We start from the raw sequence: 18716 nt of genomic DNA, 5'->3' as shown, positions 1-18716 counted from the left end.
CACCACTGCCCGAGAGCCCTCCCAGGCCACCCCGGCCCGGGAGGGCTCTCGGGGGTCCGCGGCGGCGGTACGGGAGCGTCCCTGGAACTCCGAGTTCCACCGAGCGTGAGGTTTCCACCCACCTTTGGCATCCTCCCGACTGTCGCCCACAACAAAAGGGTGAGGCGTAGCCGAAGCGGGAGGTTGGTGTCGTGCCTGTGCCCGTCACCGTTCCGCCCGCCCTCACCGGTGACGCGCCTGTCAGGACTCACGGGTTATCCATCAGCCGACGAACGCGCGGCGGAGATGCTGGCGCAAGCCACGGCCACCCGCCTCCGCATCTCCTGCGCACGCACACCCCTCTCCCGCCAACTGGAGAGGGGAACGGATAGCTGGGGCACGCCATTCGCCCAGCCCTTCGAGAGAGGTCCATCCCGTTCGCGATGAACGTCGCATTCCTCGGCATGGCGGGTCTGCTCGCGGCGGCTGCCCTCTACTGGTACATCGGCCGGCGCGCTCCCCGGCCGACCGGCGCCTGGGCCATGGGCGCCCTCCTCGGCTCCTTGGCGCTGGTCTTCGCCTGCCACGCACCGCTGGGTGAGAGCGCCGGCGAAGCCCTCGTACCGCACCTCGCCCGGTTCCTGCACGACTGCGCCTCGCTGACCACTGCCACCGCGCTCGTGGCTCTCGCGCTCCAGTGCAACCTGGGGACGGTCCCAGCCCGGCGGCACATTCGGCCGCGCCTCGCACTCCTCGCCGTGACCGTCTGCGCGATGGCCGCGCTCTTCGGCTACGCACAGATGTCGCACGGCCCAGCCCGGGCACACGCCCCGTACACGCTCCTCTTCGCCTCCCAACTCGGCCTCACCGCAGGCGACTTCCTCCTCCAAGCCATGCGTCAGGCGCGGTCGAATCGGCGTGTCAGCGTACGGATGGGGCTACGCACGGCAGCAGCAGGCTGTGTCCTCGCGCTGGTCTACGTGGCGTACAGGCTGACGGCCCTGGTCTCGCCCGACCTGGGTGTCCGTCTCGCGCCCGAGAGCTCGACGTGTTCGTCGCCCGTGGCCGCGTCGTGCGTCTCCGGTGTGACGTCGCCGGCGCCGGCCGACCTGCTGTTCTGCCTCGGGCTCGTGTTGCCCGCCATCGCGTACCCCATCGGTCAACTCCGGCGCCGGCGCTGGGAGTCGCGGTCCTACGAGGCGCTCGGCGCCCTGTGGCGCGATGTGACCGGCGCGGTTCCCGAGACCGACCTGCCGCCCCCGCGCCCGGCCGACCACGACTCGCACCTCCTGCTCCAACGGCGGGTCACCGAGATCAGCGATGGCATCCGCGCGCTCCGGCCGTACCGATCACGCACGGTCCAGGAAGCCGCCCTGCGGATCTTCGACACCACGAGTGAGGTGGGGAACGCCGGGGTAGAGGCGGCCGTCGTGTACGCGGCCCTGACCGCCCGCGACGCCGGCGCGCTCCCCGACGAGGTCGCCCCGCCCCTCCCGGCGGCCGGCCCCCGTACGGATCGCCGCGCGGACCCGGAGTGGCTGCTCCTGGTGGCCGCCGCCTACGCCGCCCATCCGGCACGCGAGGCCGGCACGCGGCGGCCGGAACCCGTAGAACACTGAAGGTGCCCGACCCCGGCTGATGCCCCAGGCTTCCTGCGGGACCCCTATCCCATATCCCACGTACGCGGCGCTGCGCTCCGCCTGCCCCGTGCAGCCGGTGGCCACCGGCTCCCCTGGCCACACCGGCTACCTGGTCACCGGCCTGGCGCCCCTCCAGCACCCAAAAGCCCTGCACCGCCTACGGGCGAACCCGACCGACCCCCTCGTCACCCTGGACAAACCGCTGCGGTATGAGACCCCTACCGCGAGCATTCCGACCCGCTCTTTACGCGACGGGGAACAGCGGTTCCACGCCGCACGGGCCGATCACACAAGCGCCGTATAATTCCGCCAGCCAATGCCGTCACAGAAGGAAAGGCGCGAGCGAGCGCTTGCGATTTGGGACACGTCCGGGGTGTGACCCAATTCACGATCTCTCCATTGTCTTCTGCCATGAATGCTCGACCTGGAACCCCGAACATGATCACGCGTGTGCTCCGCGCCGCCCGCGAACGCAACGGCCTCTCCACGGACCAGGCCGCCGAACTCTGCGGCGTCTCCGGCCGCTGGTACCGCGCGCTGGAGAACGGAAACTCGGGCCGGCACTCGAACGCCCTCCTGACCAAGATCAGAAGCGCTCTGGGCCTGAGCGAGGAGGAATGGCTCGTCCTCTACCGCCTCATCGGCGCACAGGACCTCCCCGACGAGATCATGGCCCCCACCAGCAATAATCCGATACCGCCCCGTATCCGCACCTTCGTCGAGGGCCTAGAACCCTGGGGCGCGTACCTCTGCGACTACCGCTGGGACGTACTCGCACACAACCGCGCGATCACCCGCCTCTTCCCCTGGCTCCGGGAAGGCACCAACGTCATGGAATGGGCCCTGACCAACCCCGAAGCCCCCAAAAGCCTAATCCGCTGGGAATCGGACTGGGCCCTACCGATGATGGCCCAACTCCGCCTGCACGACGCGCAATGGAAAGACGACACGCGCATGCAGGCCGTCACCCAATCCATACTCTCGACGGCAGCAGGCCGACGCCTGTGGAACTCCCCGAACCTGCCTTCCCTCTCCTATCCAGCGGCCGAAACAACGCGCCGACTCCGCGGCCCTGACGCTCGCGTCTACGCCATCTCCTTCGTCCCGCTCATGCCTCTTCAACTTCCCTGGTACCGCTTTATGGCCGTCATGCCCGCGTAAGGGAAAAGGGTGTTGACGTCGGTTTTGGCGGGTCGTGGGGCGGCTGGGCGAAGGCATCGCGGGCCAGCGAGCGGCCTTGGCCGGGCACCAGCCTCCGCCGCGGGACGGGCCGTGTCCGTTCCTCAGCCCCGCCACCCCCGAGGCCCTGCCCACCACCCCCTGCCCCGCATACCGATCAACCGCCCCTGCCCGCTCCGCCCCCACCCAGCGGGCGGGCGGGGTAGGCGCCCCGCGCCGTCAACTACATCGTGTTGACGATGAGCCCGATGTGCGTGAAGTAGTTGAGCGCACCGAACGCGAGGAACGCGAGCCCGCTGAGGGCCCAGCAGACGCCAACGATCCAGGTGGTGGCCTTGGTACGACGGCGCAGCAGGGCGGGGAAGACGAGGGCGCCGACGCCGACGAGGACGTAGAGGCCCGACATGAAGCTCGCCTCCAGCATCGGGTGATCGGCGAACTCCCCGGAGATCGGCTCCTCCGGAGGGGCCGCGAAGAGGGTGTACTTCCACCCGGCGGCGGCGATCCCGAGGCAGGCGAGGCCCAGGCCGAAGACGAAGACGGAGATGGGCCCGGTGAGGACGGCGGCGGTGCGCTCGCGGTCGGGCTCGGTGTCGAACTGGGTTCCGCGCTTCCAGAGGTAGAAGGAGGCGGCCAACAGCAGGACGCCGAAGGCGAGGGAGGGTTCCCCGAAGATGATGTTGTCGAAGGGGAAGCCCTGCCCGGCGAGCGGCCAGGTCAGGGTCATGTGGAGACCGGTGGTGAACAGGATGATTCCCAGCACCCCGAAAGCCAGGGCCCAGCTCTCGGAGACGACGGGGTGACCGTTGACGAGCCGGAACCCGAGGGCAACGATCAGCAGCAGGCCGGCCCCGGCGGCGAGGGACATGATGGTGTTGTAGGTGGGCATGCGCGTCCAGTCGATCTTCAGACCGGTGTCGGCGGCTGCCATGAGTGTGCTCATGGCCCGAGGAAACCGGTTCGTCAGCCCTCTGGACGGCCCCTGGCACGTGTTCGGGCGCGAAGCCCCCTGAAGACCCCCGTGGTGTACTCCGATTGGCAGTGCGGGCCAGATGGCGAGGGGGGGTAGGGCGTGGGGCAGGGTGGCTCAGGCCGCGCATCGCGTCGCAGGGCGTCGCGTCGAGGCGGGTCGTTCACCGCGGTCATCTTTCGAACGCTCGACAACCTGTGCAACGGCCATGCCACATAAGAGCGTATTAACCCTTACGCGGCATGGCCGTTGGCCCGAGCGGCACCCGGGAACCGTACGGCCTGGGCCGTACCGGCTCCATCGTCAGTCGTCGAGACCTTCGATGATGCGGAAGTCGCGCTCGACGCCGTCAGCAAGTGCGGCCAGCGCCTTCTGGTAGGCATCACTCGCGTGTGCGGCGACCGCCTGCTCGAAGCTGTCGAACTCGATCAGGATGGTGCGCTCGACGATTCCGGCATCGTGTGCCACGACACGGCCGTCGATGGCGAGCAGCCGCCCGCCCCCGGCTGCGACGGCCGGAGCGGCCAGTTCGTTGTAGGCAGCCAGCTTCTCGGGGTCCGCGATGGTGCGGTAGGCGCTGACCCAGTAACCCTTGGCCACGATGCCTCCTTTGTTGGGGAATTGATGATCAGTATGCGCAGGTGCCTGGTCAGCGCGCGGTGGGGGCAGCGAACCGGCGGAGACGGCGTCGAAGCCGGAGCCGGAGCCAGACGGCTTCGCTCTTCAGTTTCCGGCCCGGCTCGACCGGGCCGGGCCAGCCGGGCATTACGGTGAGATACGAAGACCTCCGGTGCGGTGCAGTCTCCCCCACCTTCTTGGCGCCGCGGACCGCCTCGTAGGCGACCCACCCGGCAACAAGGCAATGCTCACGCTCTGGCCGCAAGGGCTGCTCGATCACGACGGGACACACAGTCTTGGATCTCTACGGCATCGGCGGGTCGACGTCGTCTGTCTGGTGACCGCCGTTCACCGACTCCTCGTCCGATGGGGCTCCGTGCGTACCCGTACGGTGACGGCATGGAAGATGGCGTTGCTACTTGTGGCAGTTGATGCACTCTTCGACAGTGTTACGCCTGCTTATACGCTTCGGGGTCGAGGCAGGGCGACCTGCCGCCGGTGCCGCCTCGAAAGCGTACGAGGGCGAAGCTGGTCCGCCGGAGTCCCCATCACCTCTGGATGCCGCGTCTGCGCAGGCCGGCAACGACCGTCGGATGCAGATGAGATGGATTCTTGTGGTCAGTCCGCCGTGGGAGGGGCCGATGGCTCAGTCGGCCGGCTCGCCGGTCGGGTCCGCCGCACACGGCGGTCAGTAGTAGTTGGTGCGGCACCCCGGCGCCGCCGTCCGCCGCCCCCCGGGCAGGCGAGCACCGCCGCCCTGGCAGTCAGTCGGCGCCGTCGCCCATCACGATCAGCCGCGAACTCGCTGCCGAGCGAGGCGCCGGTACAGCTCCGAACCGGAGGCACAGGACCACTTCGCGCGCCTTCACTCGCTCGCCGAGCGGGAAGCCTGGATTCTCCCTTTAGCCAGCGCTCACAGCGGCACCAAGTCTAGACTCGTCTGACCACCCCAACCATCCTGATTAAAAAGGGAGTTGGAAACTTGGATGACACCCGAAATGCAACAGATGAATGAAATCTCGCACATGAATCTGGCCAGCACGATCGGGGAATTTGACGACATTGCCCGAATCCTACCCGACGTCATCGGGGCAATCCTGACGACGGCGACTGCGGTGACTGGGATCGCATGGTCCTTTAAGCAATGGATGACAGAAATGTCGCAGGAATTCGCCGCTGCGACTCTAGGAGTGTTCTCCACTCTTTTACTGGCATCCTTCGTGGAACTCTTCACATCGCTACGCAAGGACACCGAAGACAAAGCCCATGTCGAAGAGCTACATCATGCGGACATAGCGAGGAGCATCGCTGCATCCGCTGCCGGTCGAACAGTGGACTCGGGTGACGCATCCAGCATCCAGGATTACGCAGACCGAATCGAATTCCTGAAGTCCCGCCACAGAAGACACATTGTGTGGTGGGTTGCACTCTCTACAATGCTGGCCGTGTCGATCGGCCTACTGCTTCATTGGTCATCACTCAAAGAGCGAGATCGGGGTGGCATCTTCTGGAATGAAATGTTTCCTGGCATCATCAAGGCCATTTACGTTCTGTCGATCATCTACTTCGTAGCTGCAGCCTTAATGCGCGTAAGCCTCGACAAGCACATCTCAAGATGGAAGCGACGTCGAGTGCTGGCCGAACGTTTCGGAGTTCCGGACACTGATGAAGTTTTCGATTTGGAAAAGCAATGGCAGGAGCAAGTGCGGAGGCGGTCGAATGAAGAAGAAAGACCCGATACTGATCCCGGCCGTGCCACCCCCGCCCCCACACCCACACAGCCTCCGAACCCCACTGCCGCGCCACGACGCAGTCGAGCATCCACACAAGTGACACCGCCTCCAGAGGGCTGATTGTCAGTCAGTTAATCGGGTCAAAGCCGTGATCCACTACCTGATCGAGCAGTCGACCCCATCGAAGCACGGGCGGCGCACAACGCCTTGCCTCTGAACCAACCCCGCCTGACCCAACTTCGGACTGGCAGTACGCCTGCCCGCACTCCGCGCCTGAGGAGCGGAAGCCACCATCACCAATCACCCAGCCAGACACCTGGCCCGTCACCGTCAGATGAACCCCTAAGCACACCACGACGCATCAGACGCGGGGCATCCTCGTCGACAACCACCGCTCCCGCTCGGACGCTGCGGCCGTAGAGCTTTGGGCTGGGCCACCCGGCTGGGGCACCCGCGCGGAGGTCCTCTTCTCCGCCCGTACACCCGACCACCTGATCGCCACGACCGCCGCCGCCATGGTCGACCCCACCCCGGTCGTACGAGAGCGCCACCAGCTCCACCGCACGATGCAGCACCTGGTCACCCTCACCCCGGTCAACCCCACTACCGAACCGCTCCCCCGCAACGCCCTCGGCTGGCACTGAGCCACCCTGACGACATCGGAGGAACTCCCATCCCGCCGCGGCCCCTTCCGCTGCACACCCTCGCCATACGGCCCATGCTGAACGGCGTACAGGGCGCGCTGGCCCAGCGCCTCTCCGCCCAACCCGACGGGCCACTCGACGTCACCTGGCTACCCGCCGAAACCCCGAGGCTCCCCCGTGGCCGCATCCGCCTCGGCTGGGAACCAGGCTCCACCACAGGTTGGGACGTCACCGCCCATCTCGGCCTACGCGCCTGCGGCGCCCGCCCACCACCGAAGTCCACCTCGCCTCCTGGCCCGGCGCACCCGACAACCGGCCCAGCCCGATCCGCCCAACGCTCTACGAAGTGCGCGGCCTGTGCGCCGCCCTGGCGGTCGCCACAGCCGCCCTCAGCCTTTCGAATCGCCTTACCGAAGCCTGACGAGCACCTTGGTGGTCTCGCCTCAACCAGGTGGGGCGGCCTCCGGGCCACTCCGTTGGGCAGTACACGCGCCCTACCTGACGAATGAGCAAAACCTAATATTTTACCCTGAGCTGTCTATTTTGACGACGCTGGCGGGCCTGCCGCCAGTACGGACCGGCCCGCGCCGGGGACCACCAGCGCGGACCCGACTGGTGGGCCGGCGTCGCCTGACACGACGTCGACCCCCTACTCCAGGGCCCCGCCCTCTCGGGCCAGATGCGCGCGGAAGGTGTACGACGAGTCAGCCTGTCGTCGCTTCTTGAACTCCGCCCAGCCCAACTGCTCGCGCAGGCTCAACCCGCGACGCGCCTCGTCAGCTTGCCGCTGCTCGGCTTCCGCGATCACCCGGGCGACATCCACCACTTCCGAGTACGCCTTGGCAGGCACGACGACAAGGCCGTCGGAGTCCCCCACCGCGATGTCACCCGCCTCGAACGGGAAGAGCTGTTCCGCGGCGTCCTCGACGGCTGGGTGCTGGGTGGGTGAGGACGGGCACGGCCCCAGGCTGAACACCGGCAGCCCGATGGCAGCCAGTTCGTCGGTGTCCCGATGGCACCCCCACACCACCAGGCCTGCCATTCCCGCCAACCTCGCTTCGATGGCGACTAGGTCGCCCACGCACGCCTCGTCCACACGGGCCTCGTTGTCGATGAAAAGCACGTCGCCCTCGCGCGCCGCGTCCAAGCCCTCGAAGATCGAGACGACACCTTCGGTATGCCGGACCCGAAAGAGGGGGCCAGCAAGCCTCATCCCCAGCGACACGGGCCGCAGGGGCAACGGGGGGAGTCTGAGCCGACGCCCCAACCGGATTCCCGCGTCCCACAGCGCCGCCGTGGGCCATACGTCGTACTCTTCGGTCGATTCTCCACTCATGACCACAGCTCCTCTCATCCCACGATCAGCCGGGTCACAGCCGCCGCAGCAGCTCCCAGGAACACCACAAGCAACGTGGGCCAGTTCCGCCAGACCCCGAACGCTCCCACGGCCAGGCCTACCACCCGGGCGTCGACCGTTAGTGCCTGGTCATCGGCGAAGATCTGTGTCGAGATCAGCGCTGCCAGCAGTGTCGGTGCCATGAGGGCCACCACGCGCTGCATGCTGGCCGGCAGCTCCTGCCCACCCAACAACACCGGCCCGACGGCCTTGAGCGCGATCGACACGGCGCCCACGAGGAGCACCGCCAGCCATACTCCGCTCATGACTTCCTCAGTCCCAGGAGGCAGGCAACCGTGGACGCGATCAACGGCACGCCCGGTGATGCGAATGGTGTGAGTGTCAGCGCGATGGTGACGCCGAGAATCGCGCACACAAGCGCGCGTCGGTCAGCGATCTGCCCCTTGAGCAGGGCAAGGAAGAGGACGGGCGACACCACGTCCAATCCGAAACGCAGCGGGTCTCCGACGTACTCCGCCCCCAGCACACCGACCGTCGTACCCCCCACCCAGGCGCAGTAGACGACGACGCCTGCACCCAGCAGCCGGCCGCGCGAGTAGCGGCCCTCGCCTAGATGCCCTACGGCCCAAGATTCGTCCACCACCAGTTGCGCGGAGAGGAACCGCTTGACTCCATTGCCCGTCATGGCTGGCGCCACACTGATCCCGATCGGCAGGTAGCGGGAGTTGAGCAGGACCGCGGCCACGATCGCTGCGGCGATGCCCCCTCCCGTGCCCAGTACGGACGCTGCCGCGAACTGGGCCGAACCAGCAAAGGTCGTCAGGGACATGGCTATGGGCGCCATGATCCCCATGTCGACGGACCGGGCCACGACGCCGAAGGAGACGGCGAAGCCGAAGACTGCGATTGCCAGCGGGATGGCCATACGCAGTCCGCGTAACCACTCTTCCTGGAAGTCCTCCGGGGAAGAATACCCTTCAGATGCGGCGGCGGGCGGAGGTAAAGCCTCTTGGGAGTCCATCGACCCTCCATCTCGACGAGACGAACCGACGCAGCAGATAGTACGGAGCCATAATGAAGTTTACTAGTTACTCCGAGGATACGGCGACCTGGGCTGAGGACTTGGTGAACACCTATAACGTGGTCCGCGCCGTGGAGAAGATGCCCGACACCACGGCCTTGGCGGACCTGCTCACCGCCCACGGAATACGCCTCAAGGACGCGCTCACCAGCAAGGAGCTCGACACGGCTCGCGCCCTGCGAACGGCCCTACGGGAGGTCTTCTGCGCCCCTGCCGAGGAGGCCGCTGTCGCCCTACTCAACCGGGTCCTCGCCGATCACCACGCGGTGCCGCACTACACCAACCACGACGGTCAACCCTGGCATCTGCACGTCGCCACCCCCCAGGCCCCGCCTGTCGATCAGTACGCCGTGAACGCCGCCATGGGCCTCCTCGGCGTCATCACCACCACCGGCATGAGCCGCCTGCACGTTTGTGACGGCAACCGCTGCGAAGAGGTGTTCGTGGACGTCTCCCGCAACCAGTCCCGCCGCTACTGCAGCCCGCAAATATGTGGAAACCGTGCGAGTGCCGCAGCTCACCGCGCCCGCCACCGAGCCGCCTCCGTGGACCACCACGATTCAGGCTCGTAGCCACCGCGTTTCCCTCCCCGCGGCCCGACCGGCCTGTGGGCGCGCCCCACGGCGCACTCGTCCCGCACAGGTCACCGGCCGGGCAGGCGGCCAACCGATCTCCGCGCACCGCACGACGCCGGAAACGGCTCCGGATTCCTTGATGGTGACAGGCGCCTCGCCCGCGCGCCGGTTGACACCGGCGTCGCTGGCACGGCCCATCGTGCCGGCTCGTGTCGGGCGGTGGACGGAGTCTTCCGCTACGACGATGCCCCACCGGCGTACCAGGCGAGTGCTTACCAGCGCAGTAGGAGGTCGCGGCGCCGTGGCGGGCGATGGACGACGATCTCCTGGCGACGTGTTTCCCCGGGGGCGCACAGGCCGGTCATGGGCGTCTCCTTGCGGCGTGGATGTGCGTGCGAGTGAACTCGATCTGCCGACTGAAGATCGCGACCCGTTCTCGCACGGACGTCCGACTATGGCCCTCGTCCGTGGTGTGGAACTCGACCGGCAGGCCGCGGGCTCCGAGACGGTCGGCGTAGGCACGGGCCTGGTCGACGGGGCAGCGCGCGTCGTTGACGCCGACGCAGACGAAGACCGGAGCGCGGACGGCGTCGGCATACGTGGTGGGCGAGGAATCGCGGTAGCGCTCGGGAACTTCCTCTGGTGTACCGCCGAAGAGGCTGCGGTCGAGCGCCTTGATGTCGTCCTTGGCCTGGTGGTGGGCGGCGACGCAGTCGGCGACCGGGGCGCCGGCTAGGCCGACTGTCCAGTCGTCCGGCCCGACACCGAGGGCCAACAGGGTCAGGTAGCCGCCCCAGGACCAGCCGGACAGGACGAGCCGGTCGGGATCGACGATCCCGTGGTCGATGGCCCATTGGCGTACCGCGTTCACGTCCGCGAGTTCGGTGTGGCCTACCCGACGTCGCAAAGCGTCGGTCCATGCCCTCCCGTAACCTGTCGAACCGCGATAGTTGACGCGTACGACGGCGAACCCCTCGTCCACCCAGGCCGCGACTTCGGGATCGAAGGCGTCTCTGTCGTGCTCGTCGGGTCCGCCGTGCAACAGGAACACCGCCGGATGCGGCTCGGCAACGGCCCGAGGCACGCTCAACAGGGCGTGGACGCGACCGCCGGGGCCGTCGACCCACACGTCGCGGACGAGCGCACTCGCTGGTGGCCCGCTGGCGGCCGGAAACTTCGGGTCGCTCTTGAGCGCCCGGATGAGAGGCGGGTGCGCCGAGTCGGACCACTGGAACCACACGTCTCCGCCAGGCCGAGTGCGAGCGTGCTCGATGGTGCCCCCGGTGATGTGCAGCGGATTCCGTTCGCGGGTGGACAGGTCGTACCGGAATGCCTGCGAGTGGGCCTGGTGGTCGTGGACGACGAGGAGCGAGGTGGCGTCCTGGAACCACTCGACGGAGATGTCACCGGGCAGGTCGAGCTTGAGGTCGACGCTCTCACCCGAGCCTGGGTCATGGATGACAGGCTCCCAGCGGTCCGCGCGCGGCGCCAGGAGGAGCAACCGGTTGTCGCCGGGGACCGGGGAGAAGCCGACGGCCTCGCCATCGAGGTCCGCTACGGCAAGGCCATCCGCCGTCAGGACGCGCACGCCCGGCTCCCACAGATCACCACGCTCGCTGTGCGCGATCACGGCGAGAGTGAGGTCACGGGACAGGTCGACGGCGAGGGCGGGTTCACTGTGTCGGTAGAGGCGGCGCGGTTCACCACCAGGCAGAACGAGGGAGACTTCGGTGCCGTCCTCCGTGCTGTGACCGAGCAGCATGTGCCCGCGCACACCAACGGCGAGTCCCGCGTTCCAGTACGCGCCCAGACCACGTACGGCGGGCTCGTCGAGACCTCCATCGAACGGCTGCCGCATCCACTGGCCTCGTTCGTCTCCACCGGTGTCGGCGAACCACCACACGGCCTCGCCAGACGCCTCGATGGCGCAGTGCTGGACGCCAGCGGGACGATCGGTGACCTGCCGCAACGTGCCGACCGAACGGTCCCAGCAGTAGACCTGGGCTTCGCCGGTACGGTCGCTGACGAGCACACAGCGCTCCGGCGAACTCTTGGCCCAGGCGGGGAGGGTGTAGCGCGGGGTGCGGAAGCGCAGTTCCCAAAGTGGTGTGCTCTGGGTGGCCATGTCAGTGGCAGCCACAGTTGGCCGCGATGACACGGTTCATCCGGCGGCGGGGAGCCGGGGCCGTGGCGGTGCCCACCCCCGCTATGGGCGTGGTGCCGCCGAGGGCCATGACGGAGCTGGTGGAGCAGTCGAGGACGAGTTGGAACTCGGTTCGTGGCAGCGAACCCAGCAGCACGTGCGCGGAGGCCACAGCCCTGCCCGTCGACACCGCGTTGGCCTCACAGTTGAAGGGCATCCGCGGGGCGTCCGGGTTGAGGCCGAACTCAAGTCCGGTGACCACGGCGTGGCCCGGATCCTCGGACAGGAGGTCTGCCAGAGCCGTGGCGGCGGTCGCCGAGCCCGACTCGGTCGCCTTGATGTCGGCCACCATCCCGTTCTCCACCGTCAGGACGAGCGGGTAGTGGGAGAGCCCGGAGAGTTTGTCGAAGATCTCCGAGCAGCGCGCCGTATCGGGGACGCGGGTACGTACGACGCACCAGCCCTTCACGGCGATTTGACCGACGACGCTGGTGCTGGCGCTCTCCAGATCCAGCCTCTGCGAGCCGGCGAGCGCGCACTGCACCGCGCCGGGTGTGAAGGCGCCGGTGTCCGTGCGGGACCAGGTCGGCTCGGCGAAGGTCACCTTGGCCACGGCCCCGGTCAGGGTCTCTTCGATGGTCAGACCACCGGCTTCCGCACAAGCCTCGCTGAGTACGGTGCTGGTCAGTCCAAGGGCGTGCGGGTTGGTCTTTTCCAGGGTACCGACAAGGCCGCGCAGTTGATCGAGGGCAAGAGGGCCGGTACCCGCGCGGAGGGTGGCGACGGTGCGGTGCGGTCCCACCTCTATGGCGGGCGCTGTCAACAGCCGATCATCGTGCGCCACGACGAGAACGTCACTCTCCTGCGGAACGCTGACGCGCAGTACGTCCGTCAGAGACTGACCCGGCTCGGCCGTGACCGTGTCCCACGCTTCGTAGCGGCTTGGGGGCTCGATCTGAAAGGAGTCGGAGAACCGCCGCTCCAGGACGAGTGTGAATCGGTTCCGGCCTGCCGCGTACTGGCGATAGACCTCGGGATGGACGACAATCACGGTGACACTCCCAGATCGTTGTGTCAGCAAGGCGGGCCGAGCTATCACCTCGGCCCGCCTCACTTGCCAGCTCACCTGGCGCGATGTGTCTCAAGCCTGTCGCGCGAAGCGGGCCTGTTATACGGCTCAGCCCAGCAGGGTGCCGAGGTAGTTGCTGTTCTTGCGAACCTTGATGGTCTTCTTCACGGCCGTCACCTCCTCGCTGAGACTCGATCCGACAAACAACAGGACTCACATCGCGGCCCTGCTACCCCACTCAGCCCAGCAGGGTGCCGAGGTAGTTGCTGTTCTTGCGAACCTTGATGGTCTTCTTCACGGCCGTCACCTCCTCGCTGAGACTCGATCCGACAAACAACAGGACTCACATCGCGGCCCTGCTACCCCACTCAGCCCAGCAGGGTGCCGAGGTAGTTGCTGTTCTTGCGAACCTTGATGGTCTTCTTCACGACTGTCACCTCCTCGCTGAGACTCGATCCGACAAACAACAGGACTCACATCGCGGCCCTGCTACCCCACTCAGCCCAGCAGGGTGCCGAGGTAGTTGCTGTTCTTGCGAACCTTGATGGTCTTCTTCACGGCCGTCACCTCCCTTCTTTTTGGATTCTGCGCTCGCCCCATTCGCTATTGGCCGGTCAGCTACTGGCAGCCATGCGAACGCTGGAAGCGCCGCCTTTGTCGCCCAAGACGACTTCGCCGCTCTCGGTGTGAACGGTGGTGTCGGGCGAGATAATGTCGAGGTGATACTGGGTGAAGGGAGTGAGGCCCAACCCCCAATGCAGGCAGCCGCGTTCGCCTCCGTACACCTCGTTCATGGCATGGTTGCCCGGAAGAATGTCCAGGCTGGTATTGAGGGCGTGTCCGATCTCCCAGACCAGCGTGTACCGCGAGTCGATCTCGAACATGGCCTCGAAGACTTTGGCGACCTCCGCGCCTTCCTTGCGGAAAGGACGCAGCGAGGTGATCGTCCCCTTACTGACATCGCAGACAACCGCTTCGTGTTCCAGTCCGGCAAGTTTCCCGGAAAGGCGGGCCTGGTCCTTGCGGATGAACGACGGTGTACCACTATGCAGGATGGGGTACCCACGGAACGCGATGCTGCCTTCCAGTGGAAGATGCAGCTTCTCGTCGAACTCGACGATCTGCATCGGTAGCACACTGATCTCGCCGGAGGGAACAATCTGCTGCTCACCCCACTCAAGGGGGCCGGCCTGCTGGTTCCAGATCAAGCCGTCGGCGAGGTGGTCGAGGGTGGCGCGCGTGCCGTGCCGCTCGTCGACGTAGATCAGATGCTCGGTGGACTCGGCGAGCTCGAAGAAGCGGTCACTGAACTCCCCCTGCTCCTTGGCCGAGGTCTTCTCGATCACGCCGATGAAGTGGCGGATGATATCGAGATCGGCAGGGGTGGAATTACAGGCCATTCCCATCAGCTTGCGATTCGGGCCGAGAGCCTCTTCCGAAGGCGACTCAAAGAACCTGTAAGGCGAGATGACCAAGGAATGTGACTGTTGAGGGATGGTTCCGGCGGCGAGCATAGCCTCGAAGTCGTCACCCTGCCCGATGAGGATGGTCCGGTACTCGACGTACGGAGCCTCCTTGACGATCTCCAGTTCGCCTACGATCTCCTGGTTCGTGATCAAGCAGAATACACTACCTTCCGCCGAACCGAACTGGCTGTATCGAGCGGGATTTATCTTGATCGTCGCCATAAGCAGCATCCTCTCCCTTCAAGGGTCTTTGGTCGTTCGATCTGCGCCATATACAACAACGGCCCGAACGGGCGCGCAACACCATCATCCGACTACGGCCTGAATGTGAAGAGATGTCATGCCAAGCCAGCAAAGCGGACCAGTTGAATCCGGAGGTCCACACTGCGGCTATCTCCACTTATTTGTCTGACGGGAAGTTTTCAAGCGCGTATGCCCCAGGGATATGGGAGGGCGAAGTTCCGCCATGATCTGCCGAACGAACCGGAAGCATGCCCGAGCCACACTCCAGCCCGTTACGCCTGCCCAGCGGTCGGGCGACGCGCATCGGGGGCGCCCAGTGAGAACGCGGGTACGCATCGCGTGCCCCATCACAGGCAGAACCCAGGGCCACTCGCCCTCATGGAGCGCGATCGAGGGCAGAGGAAAACCGATCGTGTTTCGACCAGTCCCTCCGCCCCCCTTCGTCTTGCGCCCTCAGCGCCGATCAGCCCAGGTAGGCGCCCGCCAAGACCCCCTCAAAGCCGAGCGCAACGAGGTCCTGCTCGACACTGGGGTAAACGGTGCTATCGGGTACGGCGATCAGGGCGTCGAAGTCGGCGCGGGTGGTCTCCGGTTCGAGCCACTGGTTGTTGCGGCGGTGGTTGATCAGAAGCCAGTCGCAGCGGGCGTTGCAGGCGGAGCAGGACTCCAGCCACTGGTCGTCCGCGCTCGGAGTCATGTGTGCGCGGAGCCGGCTGGCGCGCTCGATGCCGACGAAGACCGGCAGGGACTTGTGGGAGTCGACTTCGATCCGGCCCGTGCCGCGCGGCGCGGCGTCGTTCGTTCCCAGCGCCGCCGCGAACCGCGCCTGCGCGTCGTTCGCTGCTCGCCGGCCACGCCAAGCGGGCCACCGCCCGCAAAGCCGGACGCACGGGGTTGCTCGACCGGGGCCTGCCCATGCTCCTCGCCATGGCCACCGCGACCTGCGTGGTCAAAGACGCAGAGTACGGAGATCGGACGGCCACGCCCAAGGTGATCCTGATCAACCCAGGAAGCTCAGTCGAACCTGACGGTTGGGGTTGTCGACATTCGTGTCCACCAAACACACCGACTGCCAAGTCCCCAGGGCCAGTTCCCCACCGATCACCGGCAGCGTCGCGTGAGGGGCGATGAGAGCGGGGAGGACGTGGTCTCGGCCGTGGCCGGGGGTGCCGTGGCGGTGGTGCCAGCGGTTGTCTGGGGGGAGGAGGTCGCGGAGGGTGGCTAGGAGGTCGTCGTCGCTGCCGGCGCCGGTTTCCAGGATGGCTACGCCTGCTGTCGCATGGGGGACGAAGACGTTCAGCAGGCCGTCGCGCCCGGCGGTCTCCCGGCGCAGGAAGTCGGCGCAGGCCGAGGTCAGGTCGGTCACCGTCTCTCGGGAGCCGGTCGTCAGGTCGAGTACGTGGGTGGCGAAGGCGGGGGTCATGGGGTCCATCCTGACGGGTCGCGGCGGCTTGTCGCGCGTCGACCTCCGGGGAGCGGTCCCCCGGGTGGGGCCGGTTCCCTCCGTCGGACGCGGGTCGCCGCCCGGGGCCCGGGAGGCGGTGGCACGGTGCACGGCCCCTCCGCGTACGAGTCGCGTCCGTGGGTGCCGTCACCGGTCCCGTGCGCGCATCGTCCGTGCCCTCCGTATCCTCCGTGCGCACGGAGACACACGAGCGTACGGGCACGCAGGCACACAGACGTACCGGTACACGACGCGTCGGCGCAAAGCCCCCGCAACAAAGGTCCGGTGGGCGAGACGGGGCGTTGACCGTTGTGGAATGCGTCGCTACGTTCGAGCGCATGTCTACGTCAGCCTTGCTCACCACGCGCGGTCACATCGACCTGCTGCGGGTGGTCTCCGCCGCCTGTTGTCGCGGCTGCTGACGGTTCGTCGCCTCGCGCGCTCGCGCTCGTACGTCCCCTCGCGCTGACCTTCGCTCCCGCTCCTGCTAGGACCGGCTGGGTTGGGGCGGGTCGGGTTGGGTTGGGTCCGATTCAGTCTGATCAGCCCAGTCGGTCCAGCTCACCCCGTTGACTTCTTCGGCCCGTTCGGGCTCGTTCGCCGTTCGGTGGTCGGGGTGGTCTCCCCCTCGGCCGCTCCGACGTCGTACCTGCCCCTCCGCCTCGCCATGCCGCGGCGCCAGCCGCACCAGCACCCGTGGTGGCACGGTCACCAACCCGCTCGCCGCTCCCCACCTCTTCGCCTCACCGCTTCCCCGCCCCCGCTCGCCCGGTCCTTCCGTGCGCATGTCGTGTCGTGCGTACGGGGGTCGGCCGGGCCCACCCACTTCCGTGGAGCCCCCATGTCTCCGGTCCTGGAACCGGTTGTTCCGTTGTCCGCTCGTCGGCGGTCCGTGCCGCGCTGGTTGCGTCGTACTACTGGTCCGCTCGCCCTCCTCGTCCTGTGGCAGGTCTCCAGTGCCACCGGAACGCTCAGTCCCGACACCCTGGCCTCGCCCGGCACCATCGCCCGTACCGCCGCCGACATGATCGGGGACGGCACCCTGCCCGACGCCATGGCGGTGTCCGTACAGCGGGTGCTCGTCGGGTTGTTGTTCGGTGGGGTGGTCGGGGTTGCGCTCGCGTTGTTGTCCGGGTTGTCGCGACTGGGTGAGGACCTGATCGACGCCACCGTGCAGATGTTGCGCAGCATCCCCTGGGTCGGGATGATTCCGCTCTTCATCATCTGGCTGGGCATCGGCGAGGCCCCGAAGATCGCGCTGATCGCCCTCGGCGTCGCCTTCCACCTCTACCTCAACGTCTACGCGGGCATCCGCGGTGTGGACGCCCAGCTCATCGAGGCCGGCACCGCGCTCGGGCTCGGTCGGTGGGGGCTGGTGCGGCACGTGGTGTTGCCGGGCGCGCTGCCCGGGGCGATGACCGGGTTGCGGTACTCGCTGGCCACCGCCTGGTTGGCGCTGGTCTTCGGCGAGACGATCAACGCCGACGAAGGGATCGGCTTCCTGCTCAACCGGGCCCGCGAGTTCTTCCAGACCGATGTGATCGTGGTCTGCCTGCTCGTCTACGCGGTCCTCGGGTTGCTCGCCGACTTCATCGTCCGCACTCTCGAAAGGCTGTTGCTGCAATGGCGACCGACGTTCACGGGCGCATAGGTCCGTTGGAGAAGGCGACCGAGGGCGGACCTGCGGCCACTGCCGCATCACCGGCCACCGCCCCAGCCGGCACCGGTGCCGCAGCCCCGGCCGACACCCGGGCCAGCACACGGGCCGACGCACGGGCCGACGCACGAGACGGCGCGGCCGTCCGGGTCGTCGGGCTCAGCCGGTCCTTCGACGGGCGCCGGGTGATCAACGACCTCCAACTCACCGTACGCGCCGGCGAGTTCGTCGCCCTGCTCGGGCGCAGCGGCTGCGGGAAGTCGACGTTGCTACGGGTGCTCGCCGGGCTCGACCGGGAGATCGAGGGCCAGGTGTGGGTCCCGAAGCAGCGGGCCGTCGCCTTCCAGGCGCCGCGGCTGATGCCCTGGAAGCGGGTGTGGCGCAATGTGCTGCTCGGCCTGCCGGGGCGGCCTGACCGGGCCACCGCGGAACGGGCGCTGGCCGAGGTGGGGCTCGCCGAGCGGGCCGGCGCCTGGCCCAAGACACTCTCCGGCGGCGAGGCTCAACGCGCCTCGCTGGCAAGAGCGTTGGTGCGCCATCCGGACCTGTTGCTGCTCGACGAACCGTTCGGCGCGCTGGACGCGCTGACCCGGATCACGGCCCAGCGGCTGGTGGCCGACGTCTGGCAGCGGCGCGGCTGCGCGGTGCTGCTGGTGACGCACGACGTGGACGAGGCACTGTTGCTGGCCGATCGGGTGCTGGTGATGGACGGTGGCGTGATCGCGTACGAGACGCAGGTGGCGCTCGACCGGCCGCGTGACATAGGTGACCCGGCGTTCGCCGCGCTCCGCACCGAACTGCTCGACCGGCTCGGGGTCGCCACCCCGGCCTCCGGCCCCGTAACCCAGAAGGACGGTTGAGCCCGTGGAACCGTCACCCACCTCGCACACTCCGCACCCGTCGTGCCCGCGGAACGCA

The 18716-nt window shown here is 67.4% G+C and carries 17 protein-coding genes; 7 read left to right on the top strand and 10 right to left on the bottom strand.

From position 1 onward, the window contains the following. Positions 1–422 precede the first annotated feature (422 nt). On the top strand, positions 423–1598 hold the full coding sequence (locus tag ACMA1D_RS05455; RefSeq protein ID WP_414722710.1) for an MAB_1171c family putative transporter: 1176 nt from the start codon (positions 423–425) through the stop codon (positions 1596–1598). Positions 1599–2057: 459 nt separating this feature from the next. Beyond that, positions 2058–2780: a helix-turn-helix domain-containing protein gene (locus ACMA1D_RS05450; RefSeq protein WP_414722709.1), complete on the top strand. Its 723-nt coding sequence runs from the start codon at positions 2058–2060 to the stop codon at positions 2778–2780. Between the two features lie 241 nt (positions 2781–3021). On the opposite strand, the gene ACMA1D_RS05445 is transcribed toward ACMA1D_RS05450, so the two are convergent. Together ACMA1D_RS05445 and ACMA1D_RS05440 are read right to left on the bottom strand one after the other, a co-directional pair. Beyond that, on the bottom strand, positions 3022–3741 hold the full coding sequence (locus ACMA1D_RS05445; protein WP_414722708.1) for a DUF981 domain-containing protein: 720 nt from the start codon (positions 3739–3741) through the stop codon (positions 3022–3024). 330 nt (positions 3742–4071) lie between these two features. Further along, on the bottom strand, positions 4072–4368 hold the full coding sequence (locus tag ACMA1D_RS05440; RefSeq protein ID WP_414722707.1) for a DUF1330 domain-containing protein: 297 nt from the start codon (positions 4366–4368) through the stop codon (positions 4072–4074). Between the two features lie 1025 nt (positions 4369–5393). Here ACMA1D_RS05440 and ACMA1D_RS05435 point away from each other — a divergent pair. Both ACMA1D_RS05435 and ACMA1D_RS05430 read left to right on the top strand, forming a co-directional pair. Beyond that, positions 5394–6239: a hypothetical protein gene (locus tag ACMA1D_RS05435; RefSeq protein WP_414722706.1), complete on the top strand. Its 846-nt coding sequence runs from the start codon at positions 5394–5396 to the stop codon at positions 6237–6239. Between the two features lie 395 nt (positions 6240–6634). Then, the gene (locus ACMA1D_RS05430) at positions 6635–6763 is read left to right on the top strand and encodes a hypothetical protein (protein WP_414722705.1); all 129 of its coding nucleotides are present in this window, start codon (positions 6635–6637) and stop codon (positions 6761–6763) included. Positions 6764–7412: 649 nt separating this feature from the next. Here the strand turns inward: ACMA1D_RS05430 and ACMA1D_RS05425 are convergent. The 3 genes from ACMA1D_RS05425 to ACMA1D_RS05415 are packed head-to-tail and all read right to left on the bottom strand — an operon-like array spanning position 7413 to position 9141. After that, positions 7413–8099 (bottom strand): RraA family protein, encoded by a 687-nt coding sequence (locus tag ACMA1D_RS05425; RefSeq protein ID WP_414722704.1) that lies wholly within the window; start codon positions 8097–8099, stop codon positions 7413–7415. A gap of 14 nt (positions 8100–8113) precedes the next feature. After that, entirely contained in the window at positions 8114–8425 is a 312-nt protein-coding gene (locus ACMA1D_RS05420; RefSeq protein WP_414722703.1) for an AzlD domain-containing protein, read from the bottom strand. Continuing rightward, positions 8422–9141: an AzlC family ABC transporter permease gene (locus ACMA1D_RS05415; RefSeq protein WP_414722702.1), complete on the bottom strand. Its 720-nt coding sequence runs from the start codon at positions 9139–9141 to the stop codon at positions 8422–8424. The genes ACMA1D_RS05420 and ACMA1D_RS05415 overlap by 4 nt, the downstream gene beginning before the upstream one ends. Before the next feature lie 53 nt (positions 9142–9194). Here ACMA1D_RS05415 and ACMA1D_RS05410 point away from each other — a divergent pair, with 53 nt between their 5' ends. Continuing rightward, positions 9195–9773 carry a CGNR zinc finger domain-containing protein gene (locus ACMA1D_RS05410; RefSeq protein ID WP_414722701.1) on the top strand — a complete coding sequence of 193 codons (579 nt, stop codon included), beginning with the start codon at positions 9195–9197 and terminating at the stop codon, positions 9771–9773. Positions 9774–10137: 364 nt separating this feature from the next. Here the strand turns inward: ACMA1D_RS05410 and ACMA1D_RS05405 are convergent, their stop codons facing one another. The 5 genes from ACMA1D_RS05405 to ACMA1D_RS05385 all read right to left on the bottom strand — a co-directional run bounded on the left by ACMA1D_RS05405 (position 10138) and on the right by ACMA1D_RS05385 (position 16120). Continuing rightward, on the bottom strand, positions 10138–11901 hold the full coding sequence (locus ACMA1D_RS05405) for a prolyl oligopeptidase family serine peptidase (RefSeq protein ID WP_414722700.1): 1764 nt from the start codon (positions 11899–11901) through the stop codon (positions 10138–10140). Between the two features lies 1 nt (position 11902). After that, positions 11903–12970 (bottom strand): hypothetical protein, encoded by a 1068-nt coding sequence (locus tag ACMA1D_RS05400; RefSeq protein ID WP_414722699.1) that lies wholly within the window; start codon positions 12968–12970, stop codon positions 11903–11905. Positions 12971–13602: 632 nt separating this feature from the next. Then, entirely contained in the window at positions 13603–14676 is a 1074-nt protein-coding gene (locus ACMA1D_RS05395) for a hypothetical protein (RefSeq protein WP_414722698.1), read from the bottom strand. Positions 14677–15160: 484 nt separating this feature from the next. Continuing rightward, entirely contained in the window at positions 15161–15394 is a 234-nt protein-coding gene (locus tag ACMA1D_RS05390; RefSeq protein WP_414722697.1) for a hypothetical protein, read from the bottom strand. A 303-nt stretch (positions 15395–15697) separates the two neighbouring features. Further along, complete coding sequence (locus tag ACMA1D_RS05385) at positions 15698–16120, bottom strand: YjbQ family protein (protein WP_414722696.1); 423 nt, start codon at positions 16118–16120, stop codon at positions 15698–15700. Positions 16121–16982: 862 nt separating this feature from the next. Between ACMA1D_RS05385 and ACMA1D_RS05380 the strand changes: the two genes are divergently transcribed. Both ACMA1D_RS05380 and ACMA1D_RS05375 read left to right on the top strand, forming a co-directional pair. Then, positions 16983–17792, top strand: a complete 810-nt coding sequence (locus tag ACMA1D_RS05380) for an ABC transporter permease (RefSeq protein WP_414722695.1) — start codon at positions 16983–16985, stop codon at positions 17790–17792. Then, entirely contained in the window at positions 17765–18658 is an 894-nt protein-coding gene (locus tag ACMA1D_RS05375; RefSeq protein ID WP_414722694.1) for an ABC transporter ATP-binding protein, read from the top strand. Before ACMA1D_RS05380 ends, ACMA1D_RS05375 begins: the two co-directional genes overlap by 28 nt. Positions 18659–18716: the final 58 nt, after the last annotated feature.

It is taken from the genome of Streptomyces sp. 796.1 (assembly GCF_047525675.1).
Lineage (GTDB): Bacteria > Actinomycetota > Actinomycetes > Streptomycetales > Streptomycetaceae > Streptomyces.
This window is presented reverse-complemented; position numbering and strand designations above follow the sequence as displayed.

What these genes read in the sequence shown, in the direction of transcription:
- ACMA1D_RS05380 (WP_414722695.1), top strand. Translation starts at nt 16,983, where the DNA reads ATGTCTCCGGTCCTGGAACCGGTTGTTCCGTTGTCCGCTCGTCGGCGG.
- ACMA1D_RS05395 (WP_414722698.1), bottom strand. Translation starts at nt 14,676, where the DNA reads ATGGCGACGATCAAGATAAATCCCGCTCGATACAGCCAGTTCGGTTCG.
- ACMA1D_RS05430 (WP_414722705.1), top strand. Translation starts at nt 6,635, where the DNA reads ATGGTCGACCCCACCCCGGTCGTACGAGAGCGCCACCAGCTCCACCGC.
- ACMA1D_RS05445 (WP_414722708.1), bottom strand. Translation starts at nt 3,741, where the DNA reads ATGAGCACACTCATGGCAGCCGCCGACACCGGTCTGAAGATCGACTGG.
- ACMA1D_RS05420 (WP_414722703.1), bottom strand. Translation starts at nt 8,425, where the DNA reads ATGAGCGGAGTATGGCTGGCGGTGCTCCTCGTGGGCGCCGTGTCGATC.
- ACMA1D_RS05455 (WP_414722710.1), top strand. Translation starts at nt 423, where the DNA reads ATGAACGTCGCATTCCTCGGCATGGCGGGTCTGCTCGCGGCGGCTGCC.
- ACMA1D_RS05450 (WP_414722709.1), top strand. Translation starts at nt 2,058, where the DNA reads ATGATCACGCGTGTGCTCCGCGCCGCCCGCGAACGCAACGGCCTCTCC.
- ACMA1D_RS05385 (WP_414722696.1), bottom strand. Translation starts at nt 16,120, where the DNA reads ATGACCCCCGCCTTCGCCACCCACGTACTCGACCTGACGACCGGCTCC.
- ACMA1D_RS05415 (WP_414722702.1), bottom strand. Translation starts at nt 9,141, where the DNA reads ATGGACTCCCAAGAGGCTTTACCTCCGCCCGCCGCCGCATCTGAAGGG.
- ACMA1D_RS05410 (WP_414722701.1), top strand. Translation starts at nt 9,195, where the DNA reads ATGAAGTTTACTAGTTACTCCGAGGATACGGCGACCTGGGCTGAGGAC.
- ACMA1D_RS05405 (WP_414722700.1), bottom strand. Translation starts at nt 11,901, where the DNA reads ATGGCCACCCAGAGCACACCACTTTGGGAACTGCGCTTCCGCACCCCG.
- ACMA1D_RS05375 (WP_414722694.1), top strand. Translation starts at nt 17,765, where the DNA reads ATGGCGACCGACGTTCACGGGCGCATAGGTCCGTTGGAGAAGGCGACC.
- ACMA1D_RS05390 (WP_414722697.1), bottom strand. Translation starts at nt 15,394, where the DNA reads ATGACTCCGAGCGCGGACGACCAGTGGCTGGAGTCCTGCTCCGCCTGC.
- ACMA1D_RS05425 (WP_414722704.1), bottom strand. Translation starts at nt 8,099, where the DNA reads ATGAGTGGAGAATCGACCGAAGAGTACGACGTATGGCCCACGGCGGCG.
- ACMA1D_RS05435 (WP_414722706.1), top strand. Translation starts at nt 5,394, where the DNA reads ATGAATGAAATCTCGCACATGAATCTGGCCAGCACGATCGGGGAATTT.